The 17037-nt window shown below is 42.5% G+C and carries 17 protein-coding genes and 2 pseudogenes; 11 read left to right on the forward strand and 8 right to left on the reverse strand.

What is annotated here, in order from left to right; genetic code table 11:
* Positions 1–71: 71 nt before the first annotated feature.
* A complete protein-coding gene (locus tag ANSO36C_RS08740) occupies positions 72–1244 on the reverse strand; it encodes a Re/Si-specific NAD(P)(+) transhydrogenase subunit alpha (protein WP_251959209.1) in 1173 nt (390 codons plus the stop codon).
* 770 nt (positions 1245–2014) lie between these two features.
* Between ANSO36C_RS08740 and ANSO36C_RS08745 the strand changes: the two genes are divergently transcribed.
* The 7 genes from ANSO36C_RS08745 to ANSO36C_RS08775 all read left to right on the forward strand — a co-directional run bounded on the left by ANSO36C_RS08745 (position 2015) and on the right by ANSO36C_RS08775 (position 6242).
* The gene (locus ANSO36C_RS08745) at positions 2015–2527 is read left to right on the forward strand and encodes a DUF2808 domain-containing protein (protein ID WP_190939299.1); all 513 of its coding nucleotides are present in this window, start codon (positions 2015–2017) and stop codon (positions 2525–2527) included.
* Between the two features lie 113 nt (positions 2528–2640).
* Positions 2641–2775, forward strand: coding sequence for a 50S ribosomal protein L34 (gene rpmH / locus ANSO36C_RS08750; protein ID WP_084227158.1), 135 nt, complete (start codon positions 2641–2643; stop codon positions 2773–2775).
* Between the two features lie 25 nt (positions 2776–2800).
* Positions 2801–3223, forward strand: a complete 423-nt coding sequence (gene rnpA / locus ANSO36C_RS08755) for a ribonuclease P protein component (protein WP_251959210.1) — start codon at positions 2801–2803, stop codon at positions 3221–3223.
* The gene (locus ANSO36C_RS08760; protein ID WP_251959211.1) at positions 3210–3602 is read left to right on the forward strand and encodes a PH domain-containing protein; all 393 of its coding nucleotides are present in this window, start codon (positions 3210–3212) and stop codon (positions 3600–3602) included. Before rnpA ends, ANSO36C_RS08760 begins: the two co-directional genes overlap by 14 nt.
* Before the next feature lie 252 nt (positions 3603–3854).
* A complete protein-coding gene (gene yidC, locus ANSO36C_RS08765; RefSeq protein ID WP_251959212.1) occupies positions 3855–5006 on the forward strand; it encodes a membrane protein insertase YidC in 1152 nt (383 codons plus the stop codon).
* Positions 5003–5530, forward strand: coding sequence for a Jag family protein (locus tag ANSO36C_RS08770; protein ID WP_251959213.1), 528 nt, complete (start codon positions 5003–5005; stop codon positions 5528–5530). Before yidC ends, ANSO36C_RS08770 begins: the two co-directional genes overlap by 4 nt.
* A 181-nt stretch (positions 5531–5711) precedes the next feature.
* On the forward strand, positions 5712–6242 hold the full coding sequence (locus ANSO36C_RS08775) for a YceD family protein (protein ID WP_251959214.1): 531 nt from the start codon (positions 5712–5714) through the stop codon (positions 6240–6242).
* 273 nt (positions 6243–6515) lie between these two features.
* On the opposite strand, the gene ANSO36C_RS08780 is transcribed toward ANSO36C_RS08775, so the two are convergent.
* Positions 6516–6962 carry a putative toxin-antitoxin system toxin component, PIN family gene (locus ANSO36C_RS08780; protein ID WP_251959215.1) on the reverse strand — a complete coding sequence of 149 codons (447 nt, stop codon included), beginning with the start codon at positions 6960–6962 and terminating at the stop codon, positions 6516–6518.
* Positions 6944–7165, reverse strand: coding sequence for an AbrB/MazE/SpoVT family DNA-binding domain-containing protein (locus ANSO36C_RS08785; RefSeq protein WP_251959216.1), 222 nt, complete (start codon positions 7163–7165; stop codon positions 6944–6946). Before ANSO36C_RS08785 ends, ANSO36C_RS08780 begins: the two co-directional genes overlap by 19 nt.
* A 516-nt stretch (positions 7166–7681) precedes the next feature.
* Here ANSO36C_RS08785 and ANSO36C_RS08790 point away from each other — a divergent pair.
* A pseudogene (locus tag ANSO36C_RS08790) lies at positions 7682–8673 on the forward strand (ISAzo13 family transposase).
* Positions 8674–8975: 302 nt separating this feature from the next.
* Here the strand turns inward: ANSO36C_RS08790 and ANSO36C_RS08795 are convergent.
* Positions 8976–9122: pseudogene (locus ANSO36C_RS08795) on the reverse strand (IS4-like element ISSysp3 family transposase); the annotation flags it as partial.
* 329 nt (positions 9123–9451) lie between these two features.
* Here ANSO36C_RS08795 and ANSO36C_RS08800 point away from each other — a divergent pair.
* Positions 9452–10132: a RibD family protein gene (locus ANSO36C_RS08800; RefSeq protein WP_251959217.1), complete on the forward strand. Its 681-nt coding sequence runs from the start codon at positions 9452–9454 to the stop codon at positions 10130–10132.
* Between the two features lie 399 nt (positions 10133–10531).
* Here the strand turns inward: ANSO36C_RS08800 and psbA are convergent, their stop codons facing one another.
* The 3 genes from psbA to ANSO36C_RS08815 all read right to left on the reverse strand — a co-directional run bounded on the left by psbA (position 10532) and on the right by ANSO36C_RS08815 (position 12719).
* A complete protein-coding gene (gene psbA / locus ANSO36C_RS08805) occupies positions 10532–11614 on the reverse strand; it encodes a photosystem II q(b) protein (RefSeq protein WP_251956458.1) in 1083 nt (360 codons plus the stop codon).
* A 175-nt stretch (positions 11615–11789) separates the two neighbouring features.
* Positions 11790–12140 carry a histidine triad nucleotide-binding protein gene (locus ANSO36C_RS08810; protein WP_251959218.1) on the reverse strand — a complete coding sequence of 117 codons (351 nt, stop codon included), beginning with the start codon at positions 12138–12140 and terminating at the stop codon, positions 11790–11792.
* Between the two features lie 150 nt (positions 12141–12290).
* Positions 12291–12719: a hypothetical protein gene (locus tag ANSO36C_RS08815; protein ID WP_251959219.1), complete on the reverse strand. Its 429-nt coding sequence runs from the start codon at positions 12717–12719 to the stop codon at positions 12291–12293.
* Between the two features lie 615 nt (positions 12720–13334).
* Between ANSO36C_RS08815 and ANSO36C_RS08820 the strand changes: the two genes are divergently transcribed.
* Both ANSO36C_RS08820 and ANSO36C_RS08825 read left to right on the forward strand, forming a co-directional pair.
* Entirely contained in the window at positions 13335–13568 is a 234-nt protein-coding gene (locus ANSO36C_RS08820; RefSeq protein WP_251959220.1) for a hypothetical protein, read from the forward strand.
* A gap of 182 nt (positions 13569–13750) precedes the next feature.
* Positions 13751–15313 (forward strand): caspase, EACC1-associated type, encoded by a 1563-nt coding sequence (locus ANSO36C_RS08825; protein WP_251959221.1) that lies wholly within the window; start codon positions 13751–13753, stop codon positions 15311–15313.
* Positions 15314–15537: 224 nt separating this feature from the next.
* Here the strand turns inward: ANSO36C_RS08825 and ANSO36C_RS08830 are convergent, their stop codons facing one another.
* Positions 15538–17031 (reverse strand): BamA/TamA family outer membrane protein, encoded by a 1494-nt coding sequence (locus ANSO36C_RS08830; RefSeq protein ID WP_251959222.1) that lies wholly within the window; start codon positions 17029–17031, stop codon positions 15538–15540.
* Between the last annotated feature and the right edge of the window lie 6 nt (positions 17032–17037).

Consider the following 17037-nt stretch of genomic DNA (forward strand, 5'->3'; position numbering starts at 1 on the left):
GGCATAGTTATTTCTTCTTCATCTCCCCCTGCTTCCCCTGCTTCCCCTGCTCCCTCATCCTCCTCATCTCCCTAATTAACCGCCGGTTGTTGAGTAGTCAAAGCTTGTAGCGCATCTCGCACTCGTTGATTGCGAATTTCACCAGCGTGGGTAACGCAAGCTGCATCAACGATGTCGTCGCTAAAGTCTACCTGCAAAGCTTTGTCTTTAATTAGCAATTGCATCAACGATGTTACGTTCTTGGCATACAATTGGCTGGCGTGAATTGGCATCGATGATGGGAGATTGATCGGGCCGATAATTGTTACGCCGTTCCAGACAATATCTTTACCTGGTTCGGTGCAAGCGCAGTTACCACCCTGTTCAGCAGCCAAATCCACAATCACTGAACCTGGTTTCATTTGTGCCACCATTTCTTCTGTGACGAGCCGTGGTGCTTGTCTCCCAGGTACTTGGGCGGTAGTAATCACCACATCAGAATTTTTGACGTGTTCGGCGACAACTTCTTGAGTACGTTGTTTGCTAGCCTCAGAGATTTCCTTGGCGTAACCGCCAGCAGCAACGGTTTCTTCGTCTAATTTGACTTCAACGAATTTTGCCCCTAAGCTTTGTACTTCTTCTTTGACGGCGGGACGGATATCAAAGGCTTCTACCACTGCTCCCAAACGTCTGGCGGTAGCGATCGCTTGCAATCCTGCTACACCAGCGCCCATAATAAATACTTTCGCTGGAGCGATCGTCCCGGCGGCTGTAGTTAACATCGGGAAATATTTCGGTAATGCAGCTGCGGCAATTAATACTGCTTTGTAACCTGCTAATGAAGCTTGCGAGGACAAAGCATCCATACTTTGCGCCCTGGTAGTACGGGGAATCATTTCCATACTCAAGGCTGTAATTTTCCGATTTGCTAGTTGCTGTGCTACAACAGGATTTCCCAAAGGATTGAGAAAACTGACTAATACAGCTCCTTCTTTTAACAAATCAACTTCTGAGCGTCCATCTTCTCGTTCTTGAGGTGGGCTGACTTTCAGCAGAATATCTGTTTCGCCCCATAATTTGGCAGTATCGCTGATTATTGTTGCTCCTGCTGCTTCATAGTCAGAATCACTGAAAAATGATCGTTCTCCTGCACCTGTTTCTACCCAAACTTCTAAACCTTGTTTTACCAATCGAGCAACGGTGTCAGGAATTAATGCTACACGACGTTCACAAACTTCAATTTCTTTAGCAACTGCTATTCTCATGAAATCTCCTGAAGATAAATACCTAATCTCTGCCTAGTAAGTGATTGTCTAGATGATGCGTGTCCCGCACTTATAGTACTTAGGCAGGAACATCACCCATGAATTTTACTTGTAGATTGAACCTTGAATCTTTCCTCTCCCACTCTTAGCTGTCTAGGCAAAGCCTCACTTTGCCGCTCGCAGATGTCATATTTTCAGATAGTTGCAAACAGGGTTATGTATTGCACATCCTAAATTGATTCCCAAATTTTGCATCTTTAATCTTTGGCTTGTTTTCGGGATTGAGAAATTTTGGTATTCCTTTTTTATAGAGTAATATTGACCAAATTTTGAAGGCTTGATAATTTCCCAATCAAATTTTAATGATTACGAGTTCGATTCCAATCCAACTTATTTTAATCAATTTAGCCCAACTTAACTGGCGATCGCTGAGGGTGCGGCTCAATTTTTATAACAAAATCATCAAATTTAGATACACTTATACATATTTGGAAATACAATCTAATCCCAACTGTGTTTCTATCTAGTTCAAATTTGACCAATTTAGTACTCCAATTCAGGAGTCTAGAAGGATATTTAAGTAAATTAAACGCTATACGTTAAATTTATTACCAAGTAATTTTACTTTCGGTTCAACTTCAGGACTGATGGCACTTTTAATGCTAATTAAGCGTCCATTGTCAGGAAGTCAGTAATAAAGTTTAGTAAAGAATACTAACACACAGTTATTTTAGATAACAGATTTATATTTTGGTAGAGGAAGCCTGATTATGCGACGTTTACTTTCTGCTTTAGCCGTGACTAGTTTTTTGGTTACTGGATTACCAGCCCTGACTTGGGCACAAAGTTTACCTGGATTTACGCTGTTTAGCGGTGTCAAAGCCGAAAATCAGCTGCCCTTTAGGTTAGATTTTGGTGGACAAGCTAATGGTTGGGATCGATACATATTGAGGATTCCAGCCAAAAGAATGAAATTAGCAGTTGGTCAATTTGCCATTACCTACCCTGATTATTACAAAGGAACTTTTGACCAGAAAAACATTGAAGTCCGAGTCAAAGGCAAAGCAGTTCCGCTTTCTGAGGTGAAGTGGGACAAAGAAGGTAAGCTAATTAATATTTTTCCCGAAGAGCCTGTGCCAGCAGGTAGTGCAGTTGAGGTAGTCTTATCTAACGTGAAAAACCCAGCCTTCGGTGGAGTTTACTATTTTAACTGTCAAGTGCTTTCTCCTGGCGATGTGCCACTACTGCGCTACATGGGAACATGGATTTTGAGCATTAATTAAGAATAGGGAGTAGGGAGTAGGGATGTAACCAATCGGCGATTCCCAATTCCCTAAAAAAGTGATAAAATTAGAGATTGTGAGTTTTTATAAAAATCACCTAAGAGGAGAAGAGTATGAAAAGAACACTGGGCGGTACTAGCCGTAAGAGAAAAAGAACCTCTGGTTTTCGCGCCAGGATGCGGACACCAGACGGCAGAAACGTGATTAGCGCCAGAAGAAAAAAGGGCCGTCACCGTCTGGCTGTTTAGGGCATATCAAGCTAAAAGAGCATCTGTGGCTTTGCCCAAAGCAAATCGGCTAAAATCCCGAAAGGATTTCCAGGCAGTTTTCCGGGAAGGAATTCGGCGTCATGGCTCTTATTTAACACTGAGAGCCTTAAAGCCGTTATGTTTACCAAAACCTTCTTTGGACACTGCCACCCAGACTATACAAGCAAATGACTCAGTACATCTTGCTAGCACGCGGATTGGCATTTCTATAAGCACAAAAGTCAGCAAAAGGGCAGTAGTTCGCAACCGAATCAAACGGCAAATTACTTCTGCTTTATATAATTTGCTGCCAAAATTATCACCAGGATGGCGGTTAGTATTCATTGTCAAACCTACAGCAGCAGAATCTAAGTGCGTAAGCCCACAATTTCTGCAAGAATTAGAGCAGTTGTTGGCACAAGCTGAGGTGTTCGATGGGAATTCGTGAAGATGTTTATTATGAAGGTGGCCCCCATCGTGGGGATTTAATTGTCAACCTGCTGATTGGGCTAACCGTTGTCGGCATACCTTTGACAGTTGGGGCAATTGTCAGGGCATTGTGGCTGCGTTTCCGCATCACCGATCGCCGAATTACTGTGATTGGAGGTTGGCAGGGACGCGATCGCACTGACGTAATTTACTCAGAAATTGTCAAAGTCGTCAAAGTTCCCCGTGGCATCGGCTTTTGGGGAGATATGGTGCTAACTCTAAAAAACGGCAGTCGCCTTGAATTGCGTGCAATTCCCAAGTTTAGGGAAGTCTATGACTACATCAACGAAAGAATTGCTGCGAAAAATCCTGAATATAGCGCCACTGTCAATAATTGATGGGAGTAGGGGGAGAAGAACCAATGCCCAATTCTCTATGCCTTATACTTCTCTATGAGAGGCTGCGCCAACGGCTCCTTTCGACTTCCCTACCTCGATTCCGCTCGGCACAAGTCAAGGCAAGTCGCTCAGTACAAGTGCCCAATGCCCAATTTGAATGTGCGGCTATCCGTAGCGAAAGATAGTCGCCGACAAATGATGATTTAGATAAATTAGATTCAGTTTACAGTACCTCAGGTTGAATTCAGAATAATGGATTTTGGTATCGGCTTTCTCTCGAACAACGTGATGCTGCCAATCATAGATTTCTTCTATGGTATAGTGCCTAGCTACGGATTAGCGATCGTTGCTTTGACCCTGATAGTCCGCTTCGCGCTCTATCCCCTGAGTGCTGGCTCAATTCGCAACATGCGGAAAATGCGAATTGTACAACCTCTGATGCAGAAGCGGATGGCAGAAATCAAAGAGCGCTATAAGGATGAACCGCAAAAGCAGCAGGAGGAAATGGTCAATGTTCAAAAAGAATTTGGCAATCCCTTGGCAGGCTGTTTTCCATTACTAGTGCAAATGCCTGTTTTATTAGCGCTATTTGCCACTTTGCGGGGTTCGCCTTTCGCAGGTGTCAACTATAGCGTTAACCTGCAAATTCTTCCCGCAGAACAAATCGAGCAAATTCAACCGCAAGCCTTTGCCACTGCTCCTCAAAATATTTACGTTGCGGATGGGGAACACGTTAAAGTAGCTGCCATCCTTCCCAGTGGTAACAAACTAGCGGTGGGAGAGCAAACCAAGATACAGTATCAAACTGTAGACGGTAAACCATTTCAGGTGCTTTTAGCAGAACACCCAGAAAATAAGCTGATTCCTGATTGGAAAGTTACCAAAGGTGAAGATAGGATAAAAATTGATGCCCAGGGCAATGTAGAAGCCTTGCAACCGGGAGAAGTTACCATTCAAGGAATAATTCCGGGACTAGCAGCAGAAAAAGGCTTTCTATTTATTGATGCCTTAGGTAGGGTTGGCGCACAAGATCCAGATGGCACAATCCACTGGGATATCGTCGCCATGATCGTCTTCTTTGGCATCAGCCTTTATGTTAGCCAAATGCTTTCTGGGCAAAATTCCAGTGGTGGCAATCCGCAGCAAGATACAGTTAACAAAATCACCCCCGTCATCTTTTCTGGGATGTTCTTGTTCTTCCCCCTACCAGCTGGGGTGCTGATGTATATGGTGATTGGTAATATTTTCCAAACCGCCCAAACTTATCTTCTTTCCCGCGAACCTCTACCAGAAGAACTGCAAAAAATCGTAGAAACCCAGGAAAAAGAAGCAGCAGTCACAGAACAAAAGGCACTGCCCTTTGAACCAAAAAGTGCTAAGAAAAAGGCAGCAGGGGGATCATGAGCAACATTCTGATGCAGCGAGGTCAGGAGTGGTTAAAAACACTGCTAGAACTCACTGGAATACCTGCTGAGATTCAGGGTAATTTAGAAACTTCCCAGTCTCAAGAGGGCGATTCCCCAGAACCAGATAACTACTGGTTGACAATTGACCAAACCAATTTGACATCAGAACAAATCCAGATATTAATTGGTACTGATGGTTCTGTATTAGATGCGATTCAGTATCTAGCAAATTCGGTTTTAAACCTGAGCCAACCACCGGAGGAACAAGCCTCTTACACCATTGAGTTGAATGGCTACCGAATCAAAAGAGAAGCAGAAATTCGCGCATTAGCAGAAGCAGCAGCCGATGAAGTGCGCTTTTCTGGTAGAGAAGTGGAAATCAAATCTCTTAGTTCTGCTGAACGGCGTCAAGTTCATACGTTCTTAAAGGAGTTTGGAGATTTAGAAACCTTTAGTCGGGGAAAAGAACCGCATCGTCATTTGGTTGTTCGTCCAGCTTCGTTGGAAGGAGTTGGGAGTTAGGAGAGACGCGATTAATCGCGTCTGTACATTTGGAGTTATGAGTTTGGAGTTTATTGAAAACTCATAACCATATAATTTCAAAATTTCTCTTGTTTTTAAGAGATAAAGTAAAGATGTAATATCAGTATAATTAATTGCTGATAATCAAGATAAATTTTAGTGAGGATGTCTCACAAATCCTATGGACGCAATTTATATTCCGCAGCTAATTAGAGCATCGGAGCGGACAGAGGAAGTGCAGGTTAATGAATTTCTGCCTGGTCTGGAAACGTTGACACCAGTTCGCGGCCATCTGCGCGTGCAGCATCATGGCAATTACTTGGAAGTTTCCGGTCAGGCAGAAACAATTATTACTTGTACCTGCAACCGATGTTTGCAGCAATACAATCGACGGTTAGGGCTTGATACTAAGGAAATCATCTGGTTAGACGAAACTGCAAATCAGCAAAATGACTTGCCCTTAGAAAGGGAAGTGGTTATGGAAGAATTGCTTGAAAGCTTGCCGCCCGATGGTTATTTTTATCCTAACGAATGGCTGTATGAGCAGATGTGCTTGGCAGTACCCCTGCGCCAACTGTGCGATCGCAATTGTCCAGGTATTCCTGTAAGTAGTACAGTTGATATTTCTGATAATTCTGATAATAGTCCTGAAACTCCAGTCGATAACCGTTGGGCTTCTCTGCAAGAACTGAAAAAGCAACTTCCGGGCTAATAGCTTATTGCTGATGGCTCAAATTCTGTGATTTACCGCCCGCCCGTGCGTAGTTTACCAACCTAGGCATCGCTTTTGAGAATATTAACTCGATAGAGACAGCATGGGTGGCAAATATATATGAGTCTTGTAAGATGCGATCGCAAAGTTTATGTCTACTATTGTATCTCGGCTCGACATTACACAAATATTCTGTGATGTAGATGACTTCTGTAAGCAGTGGGAAAACTTATGGCAATAAATACCACTGTTTACAAGGCATTACCGGAAAAATTAGGGTGACTGACCATCAATAACATTTAGAAAATCTTCAGCCGTGATAATCGGGCAAGAAAAATTATCTTTTAGACTGAGTAAATCGCGATCGCCTGTCACGAGATAATCAGCCTCACTGACCACAGCCAAAAGTAAAAAAGCCACATCAAACGGATCACGACATTCAGGAATTACAGGTAAGCGGCCGGGCATTGCTACAGCTTCACAAAAGAGTATGTAATCCGATAGTAAATCTTCTTGCTCGGTTGGCGTGAGCTTAAACTTTGGATAAGCCAGCACTCGGATTAACTCAGTTGTTGTCGCTTTAGAAACCAGGGGAGTGAAGAGATCGTCCTGCCATGCTAAACGAAGCCTAGATACTCTGCCCCCAAATATCAGCGCCGAGATGATAATATTAGTATCAATTACCACCCGTGGACAAACCATTACGATTGACGCGCCCAAGCCACTGCATCAGCCACATCCTGCTCACTCAGTCCTAAATCCGCCAGCTTAGATCGAACTGCATCAGCCCGCTGAATTTTTACAGGAGTCAGAATAATTTGCCCTCCCTCCACCTTTACCTCAAAATACTCAGCCTCACCGATTTCACGAGTAATACTTTTAGGCAGCGTTAGTTGATTTTTAGAAGTTAACTTGGTGAGCATGACTTGCCTCCTAGCCTTTGCTATCAAATGTAAGGATTCCTTACTTGAGTATATACATTTTACCTTACTAAATTTAAAACCCAATCACAGAAACAGCTTTTCTGACAAACGTGTAACTACTGACCCAAAGTATTGTAAGTCCGTTGGCGACGTGATGGCGATCGCACTTCATCAATTCCAACTTATCAATTGCGACGGCGAATAGCCCGTCGTAGACATCCCTACAACCCGCATTATCTCGTTAGCTCATAATAATTAGCTTATGCAAAGAGCGCGATGACTAAGGGACTTGCAAGAAAATAAAATACCAGCCATTCTAGAAGAGAAGAAGCGGTGAACTGTCCGCGCCTAGTTTAAATATCTAGAATGGGAATCCCTCAATTCATGCTCACCGACACCATCAAATCGACCTTTAAAGATGCAGCACAGAAACTGACTAGCAATCGCAAACGAGATTTCATGGCAAAAGTTACCGAAGATTACTTCGATAGTTCAGCACGCATTGCAGAAACCGTTATGGGATGGAATCGCCAGAGTGTGCAACTCGGCTTGCATGAAAGGCGGACGGGGATAGTCTGTGTAGAGAATTATCAGGCAAGGGGACGACACAATAGTATTGAGGTATTGCCCAACTTAGAAGCAGATATTCGTTCATTGGTGGATGCTCAAGCTCAAGCCGATCCTAAATTTCAATCGACCTTTCTGTATGCCCGCATTAGTGCCAGAGCAGTAAGAGAAGCATTAGTAAGTGTTCATGGCTATAACGAGAGCGAATTGCCATCTCGTCAAACTTGTGGAGAAATTCTCAATCGCTTAGGGTATCGCCTAAAAAAACACAAAAAACGAAACCCTTGAAAAAGATTCCGCAAACTGATGCCATTTTCGAGAATGTGTTCCGGGAGAATCAGGCATCAGATGAAAACCCCAAATCGTTGCGAGTGTCTATAGATACTAAAGCTAAGGTGAAGATTGGCAACCTTTCTAGAGGCGGTAAAGCTCGGACAATGGAGGCGAAAGCTGCTGATGACCACGATACACAGTGGTCATCAGTCTTAGTTCCCTTTGGCATTCTCAATACACATAATGACCAGCTATCGATTTACTTGGGTCAGTCGGCGGAAACCAGTGATTTTATCGTCGATTGTTTAACCGCTTGGTGGCATGAGAATCAACACAATTACCTGGAACTTGATGAGTGGGTGATTGATCTTGATGGCGGTGCCGCTACTCGCAGTAACCGCACACAATTTATCAAACGCATGGTTGAGTTGTCTTGTGCAATTAATTTAAAAATTCGACTGATTTATTATCCCCCTTACCATAGCAAGTACAATCCAATAGAGCGGTGTTGGGCTGCCTTGGAGAACTATTGGAATGGTGCGATTTTAGATTCTGTTGCCGCCGCAGCACAATGGGCCGCCAATATGACTTGGAAAGGAATTGCTCCCATTGTACATCTGGTTCAAACCACATATCACAAAGGAATCAAGGTTCTCTCGCAAGAGTAAGAACAATACCAACCCCAATGGCAGCGTTCTGAAACATTACCCAAATGGGATATTACTATTGTCCCTGTTTAGCTGGTACTTTATTTTCTTGCAAGTCCCTAATTCCAGGTATGGTCCGCACCAATAGAATCTGCTCATATTGCAGCTTGCCTGACTTGTCTATACTCGCTTCTATACCCTTGGTTGATAAATCGTTGCTATCAGTGAGTGATATCAACAGGGTTCAGCTTCTTAGAGGATGTTTGAAAAGTCCTCTTGTCAGTATCAAAAATTTTAGATCCCCCTAAATCCCCCTTTTTAACCTACCGTGTATACACAAGTCCATCCAGAGCGAGTTTCCAGCCGATAAAGATGGATTCAAATTGTCTTAAACCATGAACAAGGGTAGGCATTCCAGGAGGCCTACCAGAGGTATAACCAGACCATCCACCAAGTCGAGCAATGATCCAATGATTTGCCGGATATTTATCGATTGGTGCTTACGAATCGCCTCGTATAATGCTGCCCCCTTTTTATCAGCCTTGGGTCTCCAAATGCCGTTCCTGGTGTCGTCGATGCGTGAATTAAGATTGGATTATCCATAGTTTTTGCTTCTCAAAAATCCTCTGCGCCTACTTTACATCCGACTTGTGTATACACGGTAGCCTTAAAAAGGGGGGTTAGGGGGGATCGAATTCTATGCAGCTTCATAAAGAATTGGTATAAAGCACAATCTAACAAGTATTCATAGTGAAGAATTCAAAAAGGTAAAATTATAAAGAACCGTCAGAATGTAATCATGTCAGCTATCCAAACAACTGTGGTTCTTGCCATGACGGCAGATGGAAAGATTAGTGCCGTAGATCCTAAAGCACCCCGTGATGCCGATCCAGATGATCAAGCCCATCTGGAGTATCAAGTTTCATTTGCTGATTTAGTCTTGGTAGGAGCAGGGACGATTCGGGCTGAGGGGGGAACTTTTACAATTCGTAATCCTGAACTGTTGGCAGCACGCAAAGTTCGGGGTCAATCTCCCCAACCCATTACCTGCGTTGTCTCAGGTTCTCTTGACCTATCGCTGGACTTGCCTTTTTTAAGCCAGGACATTGAGCGATGGATTTTTACAACACGAACTGGTTTAGAACGCAATTCTGATACAAAAACTTTGCAAAAACTGGCTGAATTAATTGATTTGGGAGATACAGACCTAGACTGGGATCGGGCTTACAGCCTAATAACAGAGCGAGGTATTCATAAAATCGTTGTTTTGGGAGGCGGCTCTTTAACAGCTTCTCTAGTAAAAGCTGGGCGAATTGACGATTGGTGGTTGACAATTTGGCCGGTTATTTTTGGAGGAAAGTACGCTCCTAGTCCTGTAGAAGGAGAGGGTTTTCTTCCTAGTGCAGCGCCTCATCTTCAACTCGTCGAAACTCGTCAGATTGGAAGTGAGTTGTTTTTACACTATCGGATACTCAAGTAAAAATGCGCTGATATATTAGGGGCTTCCAAAAAATAAATTAAGTTAAAACTCTTTTAAAACCTCGTTTACAGCCAGAGGCTGTAAATGCACTTCAATTGCGGCTCTGCCGCAAGTCTTGAGGCTCCGCCTCAACGACGGGCATTCCCAGTCGGAGACTGGGAACGAGGCAATCTGCTAAAAGCTGGTTTTAGGCCAATACGGTTCAGTTAAGGCTAAAACTCTGGTTCCAAAGTCAATTTTTTAACGAACCGCCAAGGCGCAGAGAACGCAGAGAGAAGAAAGAGATGCTTAACTGAACTGTATTGGGTTTTAGGCTAGCTTTTTTTCTTGGTAGTCATAATACTAAAAAGCGCCCTCCTTTTCAGGAGAGCGCTTTTTGATTTAGCTAAGACTTAAGAATTAACCGTTGATAGCAGGAGCGGTTAGAGCTACAGGAGCAAAGTCACCAGCAGCCAAGTCTAGAGGGAAGTTGTGAGCGTTGCGCTCGTGCATTACTTCCATACCCAAGTTAGCGCGGTTGATTACGTCTGCCCAAGTTGCAATCACACGACCTTCAGAGTCAATGATTGATTGGTTGAAGTTGAAACCGTTCAAGTTGAACGCCATTGTGCTTACACCCAAGGCGGTGAACCAGATGCCGATTACAGGCCATGCTGCTAAGAAGAAGTGCAGTGAACGGCTGTTGTTGAATGAAGCGTATTGGAAGATTAGACGACCGAAGTAGCCGTGGGCTGCAACGATGTTGTAGGTTTCTTCTTCTTGACCGAATTTGTAACCGTAGTTTTGTGATTCGGTTTCGGTTGTTTCACGAACCAAGGAAGAAGTTACAAGTGAACCGTGCATTGCACTGAACAAACTTCCGCCGAATACACCTGCTACACCGAGTTGGTGGAAGGGGTGCATCAAGATGTTGTGTTCTGCTTGGAACACGATCATGAAGTTGAATGTTCCAGAAATACCCAAGGGCATACCATCTGAGAAAGAACCTTGTCCGATTGGGTATACCAAGAAGACTGCGCTTGCTGCTGCTACTGGTGCAGAATAAGCTATAGCAATCCAAGGACGCATACCTAAGCGGTAGGATAGTTCCCATTCACGACCCAAGTAGCAGAATACGCCAATCAGGAAGTGGAAAATTACCAATTGGTAAGGGCCACCGTTGTACAACCACTCGTCTAAGGATGCTGCTTCCCAAATTGGGTAGAAGTGCAAGCCGATTGCATTGGAGGAAGGAACAACTGCACCGGAGATGATGTTGTTTCCGTAAATTAATGAACCTGCAACTGGTTCACGGATACCGTCGATGTCTACTGGAGGTGCTGCGATAAAGGCGATTACGAAGCAGGCGGTAGCGGCTAACAAGGTTGGAATCATGACTACGCCGAACCAACCGATGTAAATACGGTTGTTGGTGCTGGTGATCCATTCGCAGAATCGATCCCATACATTGGCGCTTGAGCGCTGTTGTAAGGTTGTTGTCATTGTTTTATGATTGCGGTTAGTTATGTATGATTTGGATAAGCAAATTTGCTTACCTATGTCTATTACATTAGAAGCAAAATTGAGATTTGTAAAGAAAAGTTACATCTGCATTCATTATAAGAGTCATATCTTTTATTGATGAATCGCGTCTAGAGACGCAATTCATCTGGTTTTATCAACCAGGGGGCCAATCTAACTGTCGTCCTCCTAATATATGTAGATGTAAGTGATGGACTGTTTGACCGCCGTCATCACCAGTATTGATGACAACTCGATAACCATTTTTTAGTCCCGCTTCTTCGGCAATACGTTTGACGGTTAACAAAAGATGCCCCAGCAGAGCATGATCTTCAGATTCAGCATCAGCTAGTGTGGGAAGGGGTTTTTTGGGAATGACAAGGATGTGAACGGGCGCCTGGGGATGGATGTCTTTGAATGCCAGGGTCAAATTATCCTCATAAACAATATCTGCGGGAATTTCCCGACTAATGATTTTGCTGAAAATCGTTTCTGTAGTTTCACTCATGCCAATTTACCTACTCATCTCTTAGAGATTTTATATTAGAGAGATGAGTAAAGAGGATGTAGGCGGAATTCATAAATTTCGCCTACAAAGGATTAATTTCTGGAGATGTCTATTAAGTTTATTGACAAATTTTGATTAATCGCACACATCTTAGCTTGTTATTGCTGATTTTTTTCCATTTCCGTTGCTGTTGACACTTGCAACAAATGAGGGTTGTTGCGAAGCAGTAGTTGGCGACTCGCCTCGGAGTCTTTTACGGCGCGGGGTCTTAGGAACTCCTCCCGCCATACCGTACTCTACACTCCTTTTGCCATATCGAGTACCAACTCCCATCAGCATGTGCTCTGCCATATCTGCCAACTCGCTTTCTGTTTGGAGCATTTCACTGTATAACTTATCTAGGTTTGAAAGGGCACTGTTGTATGCATTTTCTTTACTTCGCATCTTTTCAATGAGAGTTGAAAAGGCAGGTAGGGTGAGTCCATTGCCTACATCTAAATTTGGATCAATTGAATTCATACTAGCTGCACGACGCTCTGCTTTTTGTAACACTGGAGAGCTTCTTTTTTTACGAGCCATGATATTACACCCTGTAATATAGTACTGTTAATATTCTTTACCTTAAGTAATTTCAGTATTGAATAGCCTGAGAAAATTTTGGCAAATCTGCAATGGTTTTTGTTACATTAGCGATCGCTCTCATGAGTGCTGAAATTACTGAAAAAAGAAAGCGTTTACAACAAATGAGTAAGTAAACTGGAGTTTGCTTGGGGAAAACACCAAAATGAGTAAGCGTTTACAACAAATGAGTAAGCAAACTGGAGTTTGCTTGGGGAAAACACCAAAATGAGTAAGCGTTTACAGCAAATGAGTAAGCAAACTGGGGTTTGCTTGGGGAAAACACCAAAATGAGTAAGCGTTTACAGCAAATGAGTAAGCAAACTGGGGTTTGTTTATTAAAATCGACAAATGACAATGTAGTGATATGAAGCTAGACAATTGCAGTAGGAAATGTCTCATGATAAGCAACTTTGGGTCTGCGTGGCAGAGTTTGAACAAGTAGAGACAAATGCATGCTAATGTATCATTAAAGACTTCTGCCGTAGTGCGCTCTTGAATGAGGATGAGACTGTTGTAGCTCAAATATGCGTATAAGCTGGTTAACAACTCAAATGTGCTAGATGGGAAGGATGTATGGAAGATATACAAGTGTTGCTTGACTTCTCTCAGTTTGATTCTCAACTTTCTCCAGAACGCTTGGAAGACATAACAAGTAGTGTGGCTGATGAGATTCGTGGTGAATTGGTGAATAAAGTTGAGTTAGTTAGGGAGAATCAAATTCCAGAGTCAAGCAAACCTGCTCTTGCCGGATTTATATTAGGTTTGCTTAACACAGAAGTAAATGCTGGTAACATAAAGCTTTACTAAACTATTTAGGTGAACGTTTCTATGGAAAAACACTGAAGCTGGAGTGGGAGGATAAAGAAGCAGGAACCAGAATTGTTATGGAATATCAAAATGAAAAGCAATTAGAGCAGCAACTTCAAGCAGTTGAAAGATTATCTAAATTGAAAATATCTGTTGTGGATTAATAGTTTAGTAGGTAGCAGATGGCTAAAGTTGCGTTGCTTATTGGTGTTGGTGAATACTTAGAAGGTTCAGGTTTTAAATCATTACCAGCTCCTCCTAAAGATGTAGCAGCTATGAAACGGGTGCTAGAACATCCAGAGATGGGTGGTTTTGATGAAGTAGCCATCTTAGTCAATCCAACTCAATCTGAAATGGCAATAAAGATTGAAACTTGGCTTATGGAACGAAAATCAGATGATTTAGCTGTCCTGTTTTACTCAGGACATGGAGCCAAGAATGAACAACGGGAGCTTTACTTTTCAGCAAAAGATACTCGTAAACTAAAAGAAAAGTTGATTCAAGCTACAGCTGTTTCTGCTGAATCACTTAATAAGTGGATTCAATATAGTTATGTAACTCGCTTTGTTCTTTTTCTCGATTGCTGTTTTAGTGGTGCTTTTGGAAATCTGCTACTTAGAGACGATAGTTCCGTTGGTACTGAACTTGAGAATCAGCTTGGTGCTGAAGGAAGAGTTGTATTAGCTTCTTCAAGCTCCCTTCAATATTCTTTTGAAGAACAGGGTATAGACCTCTCAATTTACACTCGTTATATAGTTGAAGGAATAGAAACTGGAGCGGCGGACTCGGATAACGACGGCAAAATCTCAATAAAAGAGTTACATGAGTATGCTAGCGAGAGAGTTTATGCAGCTAATAAAAATATGACTCCACGCATAATCACTCTTAAAGATCAAGGATTTGATATTGTTTTAGCAAAATCGCCTAAAAATGATCCTAAATTGCAGTATCGCAAAGAAGTTGAGGATTGGGCAAAACAAGAAGCTGAACGATGGATAGAGCAAAGGAATATTAAATTTTCGGTTCCTACTCGTAGACTACTTAACCTTAGACAACTTCAATTAAAAATCTCTGCACCGGAGGCAGAAAAAGTAGAAGCTGAAGTCTTACAACCTTTTCAAGATTATGAGCGGCAATTGCAAGAATATGAGGATACTCTCGTTGAGACACTAAGTGCAGAAGGCTACCCATTTAATCGGACTATTGAAGAAGCTCTGAAAGCTTATCAGGCATCATTGGCTCTCAAACCTGAGAATGTCGAGGCTATAAAAAGACGGTTACTGCCTGTAGACAAGATCGAGCCAGAGATGAAACTTATGGAGTCGCAAAAGTTACACCAAAATCAAACCAATGCAGCAGCAGAAAGTTCTACCGTTCTTTGGGTTGACGATCGCCCAAAGAATAACATTCATGAACGGTTAGCACTCGAAGCATTGGGAATCAATTTTGTGCTGGCAGTCTCTACAGAAGAAGCACTAGAGAAGCTTAATAAACACAAATTTGATGCAATTATCTCAGATATGGGACGGCCATTTGATGCACAAGCTGGTTATACGCTTCTTGGCAAGTTACGTTCTAGTGGAAATCAAACACCGTTTGTCATTTATGCTAGTTCAAAGACTCCAGAACATGTAGCAGAATCGCAGCGTAGAGGGGCTATCGGATGTACTAATAATCCACATGAATTGTTTGAAATGCTTTTATCCGCAGTTGGTCGCCCTAAACATTCTGCTGCGGATGGTTGAGCTTAACTATAACTCAATACGGTTCAGTTAAGGCTAAAACCCTTTGTGAAATCATTTTTTTTAACGAACCACAGAGGCGCAGAGAACACAGAGAGAAGGAAAAAATGCTTAACTGAACTGTATTGAACTATAACTTAGTAGTCTTCATCAGTAAACATTTGCCTGCACAAATCTAAACCTGAATTCTGCCTGCTGTAAGTGTCAGTTAATAAAGAACTCCCCAATTAAAATCGCTGACCTGTGGTAACTTCAAATCTAACTTCTCCTTGGTTACTAATTCCTAAGTCACCTCGAATCAGCCCAAAGGATGAGTTTACTCGCAATCCTAAGCCGTAACCAAAGCCACTTCCAGGTTTATCTCGCAGCACTCCTGGTTCTCCTAACACGGTTTTGCCAGACCCAAAATCTGAGGCGAAGTCAGTGAAAAGAACTCCTCCTATTGACTGAAAAATTGGAAACCGATATTCCACAGAAGCTAAACCATAACTCCGACCACTAGCAACTTTTCCATAACCGTAACCTCTGACAGAATCTAATCCACCAATATTAAAAGCGTCGGCTGGCGGAAAGTCCCCAATAGTCGTGCCAATTTGTAAATTAATCGCTAACATTTCGGGATTATCAGTTGGTTTACCATTACCTATCCAACCGACTGGTAAATACTGAATATAATCTCCTTGTAGGCGATTGCTGGAAATATTACCCAGTCCAATCGGAATCGCTTGCTCTGTGCTAAGGGTGAGGATTGATCCTTGAGTCGGATTGTCTCGGCGATCGCGTTGATCTCTGGATACAGCAAAGGATAATGTAAATAAGTCATCAATGCCAGTACCGCTCACAGATAAGGGACTCCCTAATCTATCAACTTGTACAACGTCATAAGCTTGATCGCGTAGGCTAATTCTGGTATAATTAAAGCTTATAGCTGTTTCCCACTCATCAAAAGCTCGTAAAACTCCCACGGAACCGCCAAATCTTCCCTCACGAACTCTCTCACCGTTAGATAATCTGATATCTTCGTTGAAGGTTCCCGATATATTTCGACTCCGAAAACCTCTGATGCTATAGCCTAAGCGGTTTGGTTCTTCAGGACGATAACGACTAGTAAATTGACCATTAAATTGGACATCTTTACCACTGATTTGTAGAGTTGTATCTAATTTATCGTTAAGACCGCTGATATTTTCATCTTTATAACCCACTCGACCGAATAATCCAACATCTTCGTTACTACCGCCTCCTAAGATTAGAGAAGGAAAGTTACGCTCTTTAATTTCATAGATGAGATTAACGCTCTTGGCATCTTCTTGGCGATAAACATTGACTTCATTAAATGACTCTAATCTCCGCAAGCGTTGCAAGTCTGCTTCTAGTAAATCTTGACGGAATACCTGACCCGGTTTGAGTTTCAGCAGACCAATGATAAACTCTTTTTGAGTCCGTCCTTTGATCGGCTGACCTTTGTCATCGAGCAATTGATCTTTGTCGTTAGTAAAACGAATTTGGATTTCTTTGACAATTCGCTGGGAAAACTCGATAGACTGACTATCTATTGGAGTTGAGCTTATATAATTACCATATTTGGCATACCCTGCCTCTATCTGTAACGTAGGTTCTGCGTTATCTTCAGTAGAAGATTGCGAGTTGGCAATGGCTTCTAGATTTTGCCCACCTATTAAAATTATTGCGATCGCAACTACAGCTATTTGAATACGCATAAATAA

The organism is Nostoc cf. commune SO-36 (genome assembly GCF_023734775.1).
Lineage (GTDB): Bacteria > Cyanobacteriota > Cyanobacteriia > Cyanobacteriales > Nostocaceae > Nostoc > Nostoc commune_A.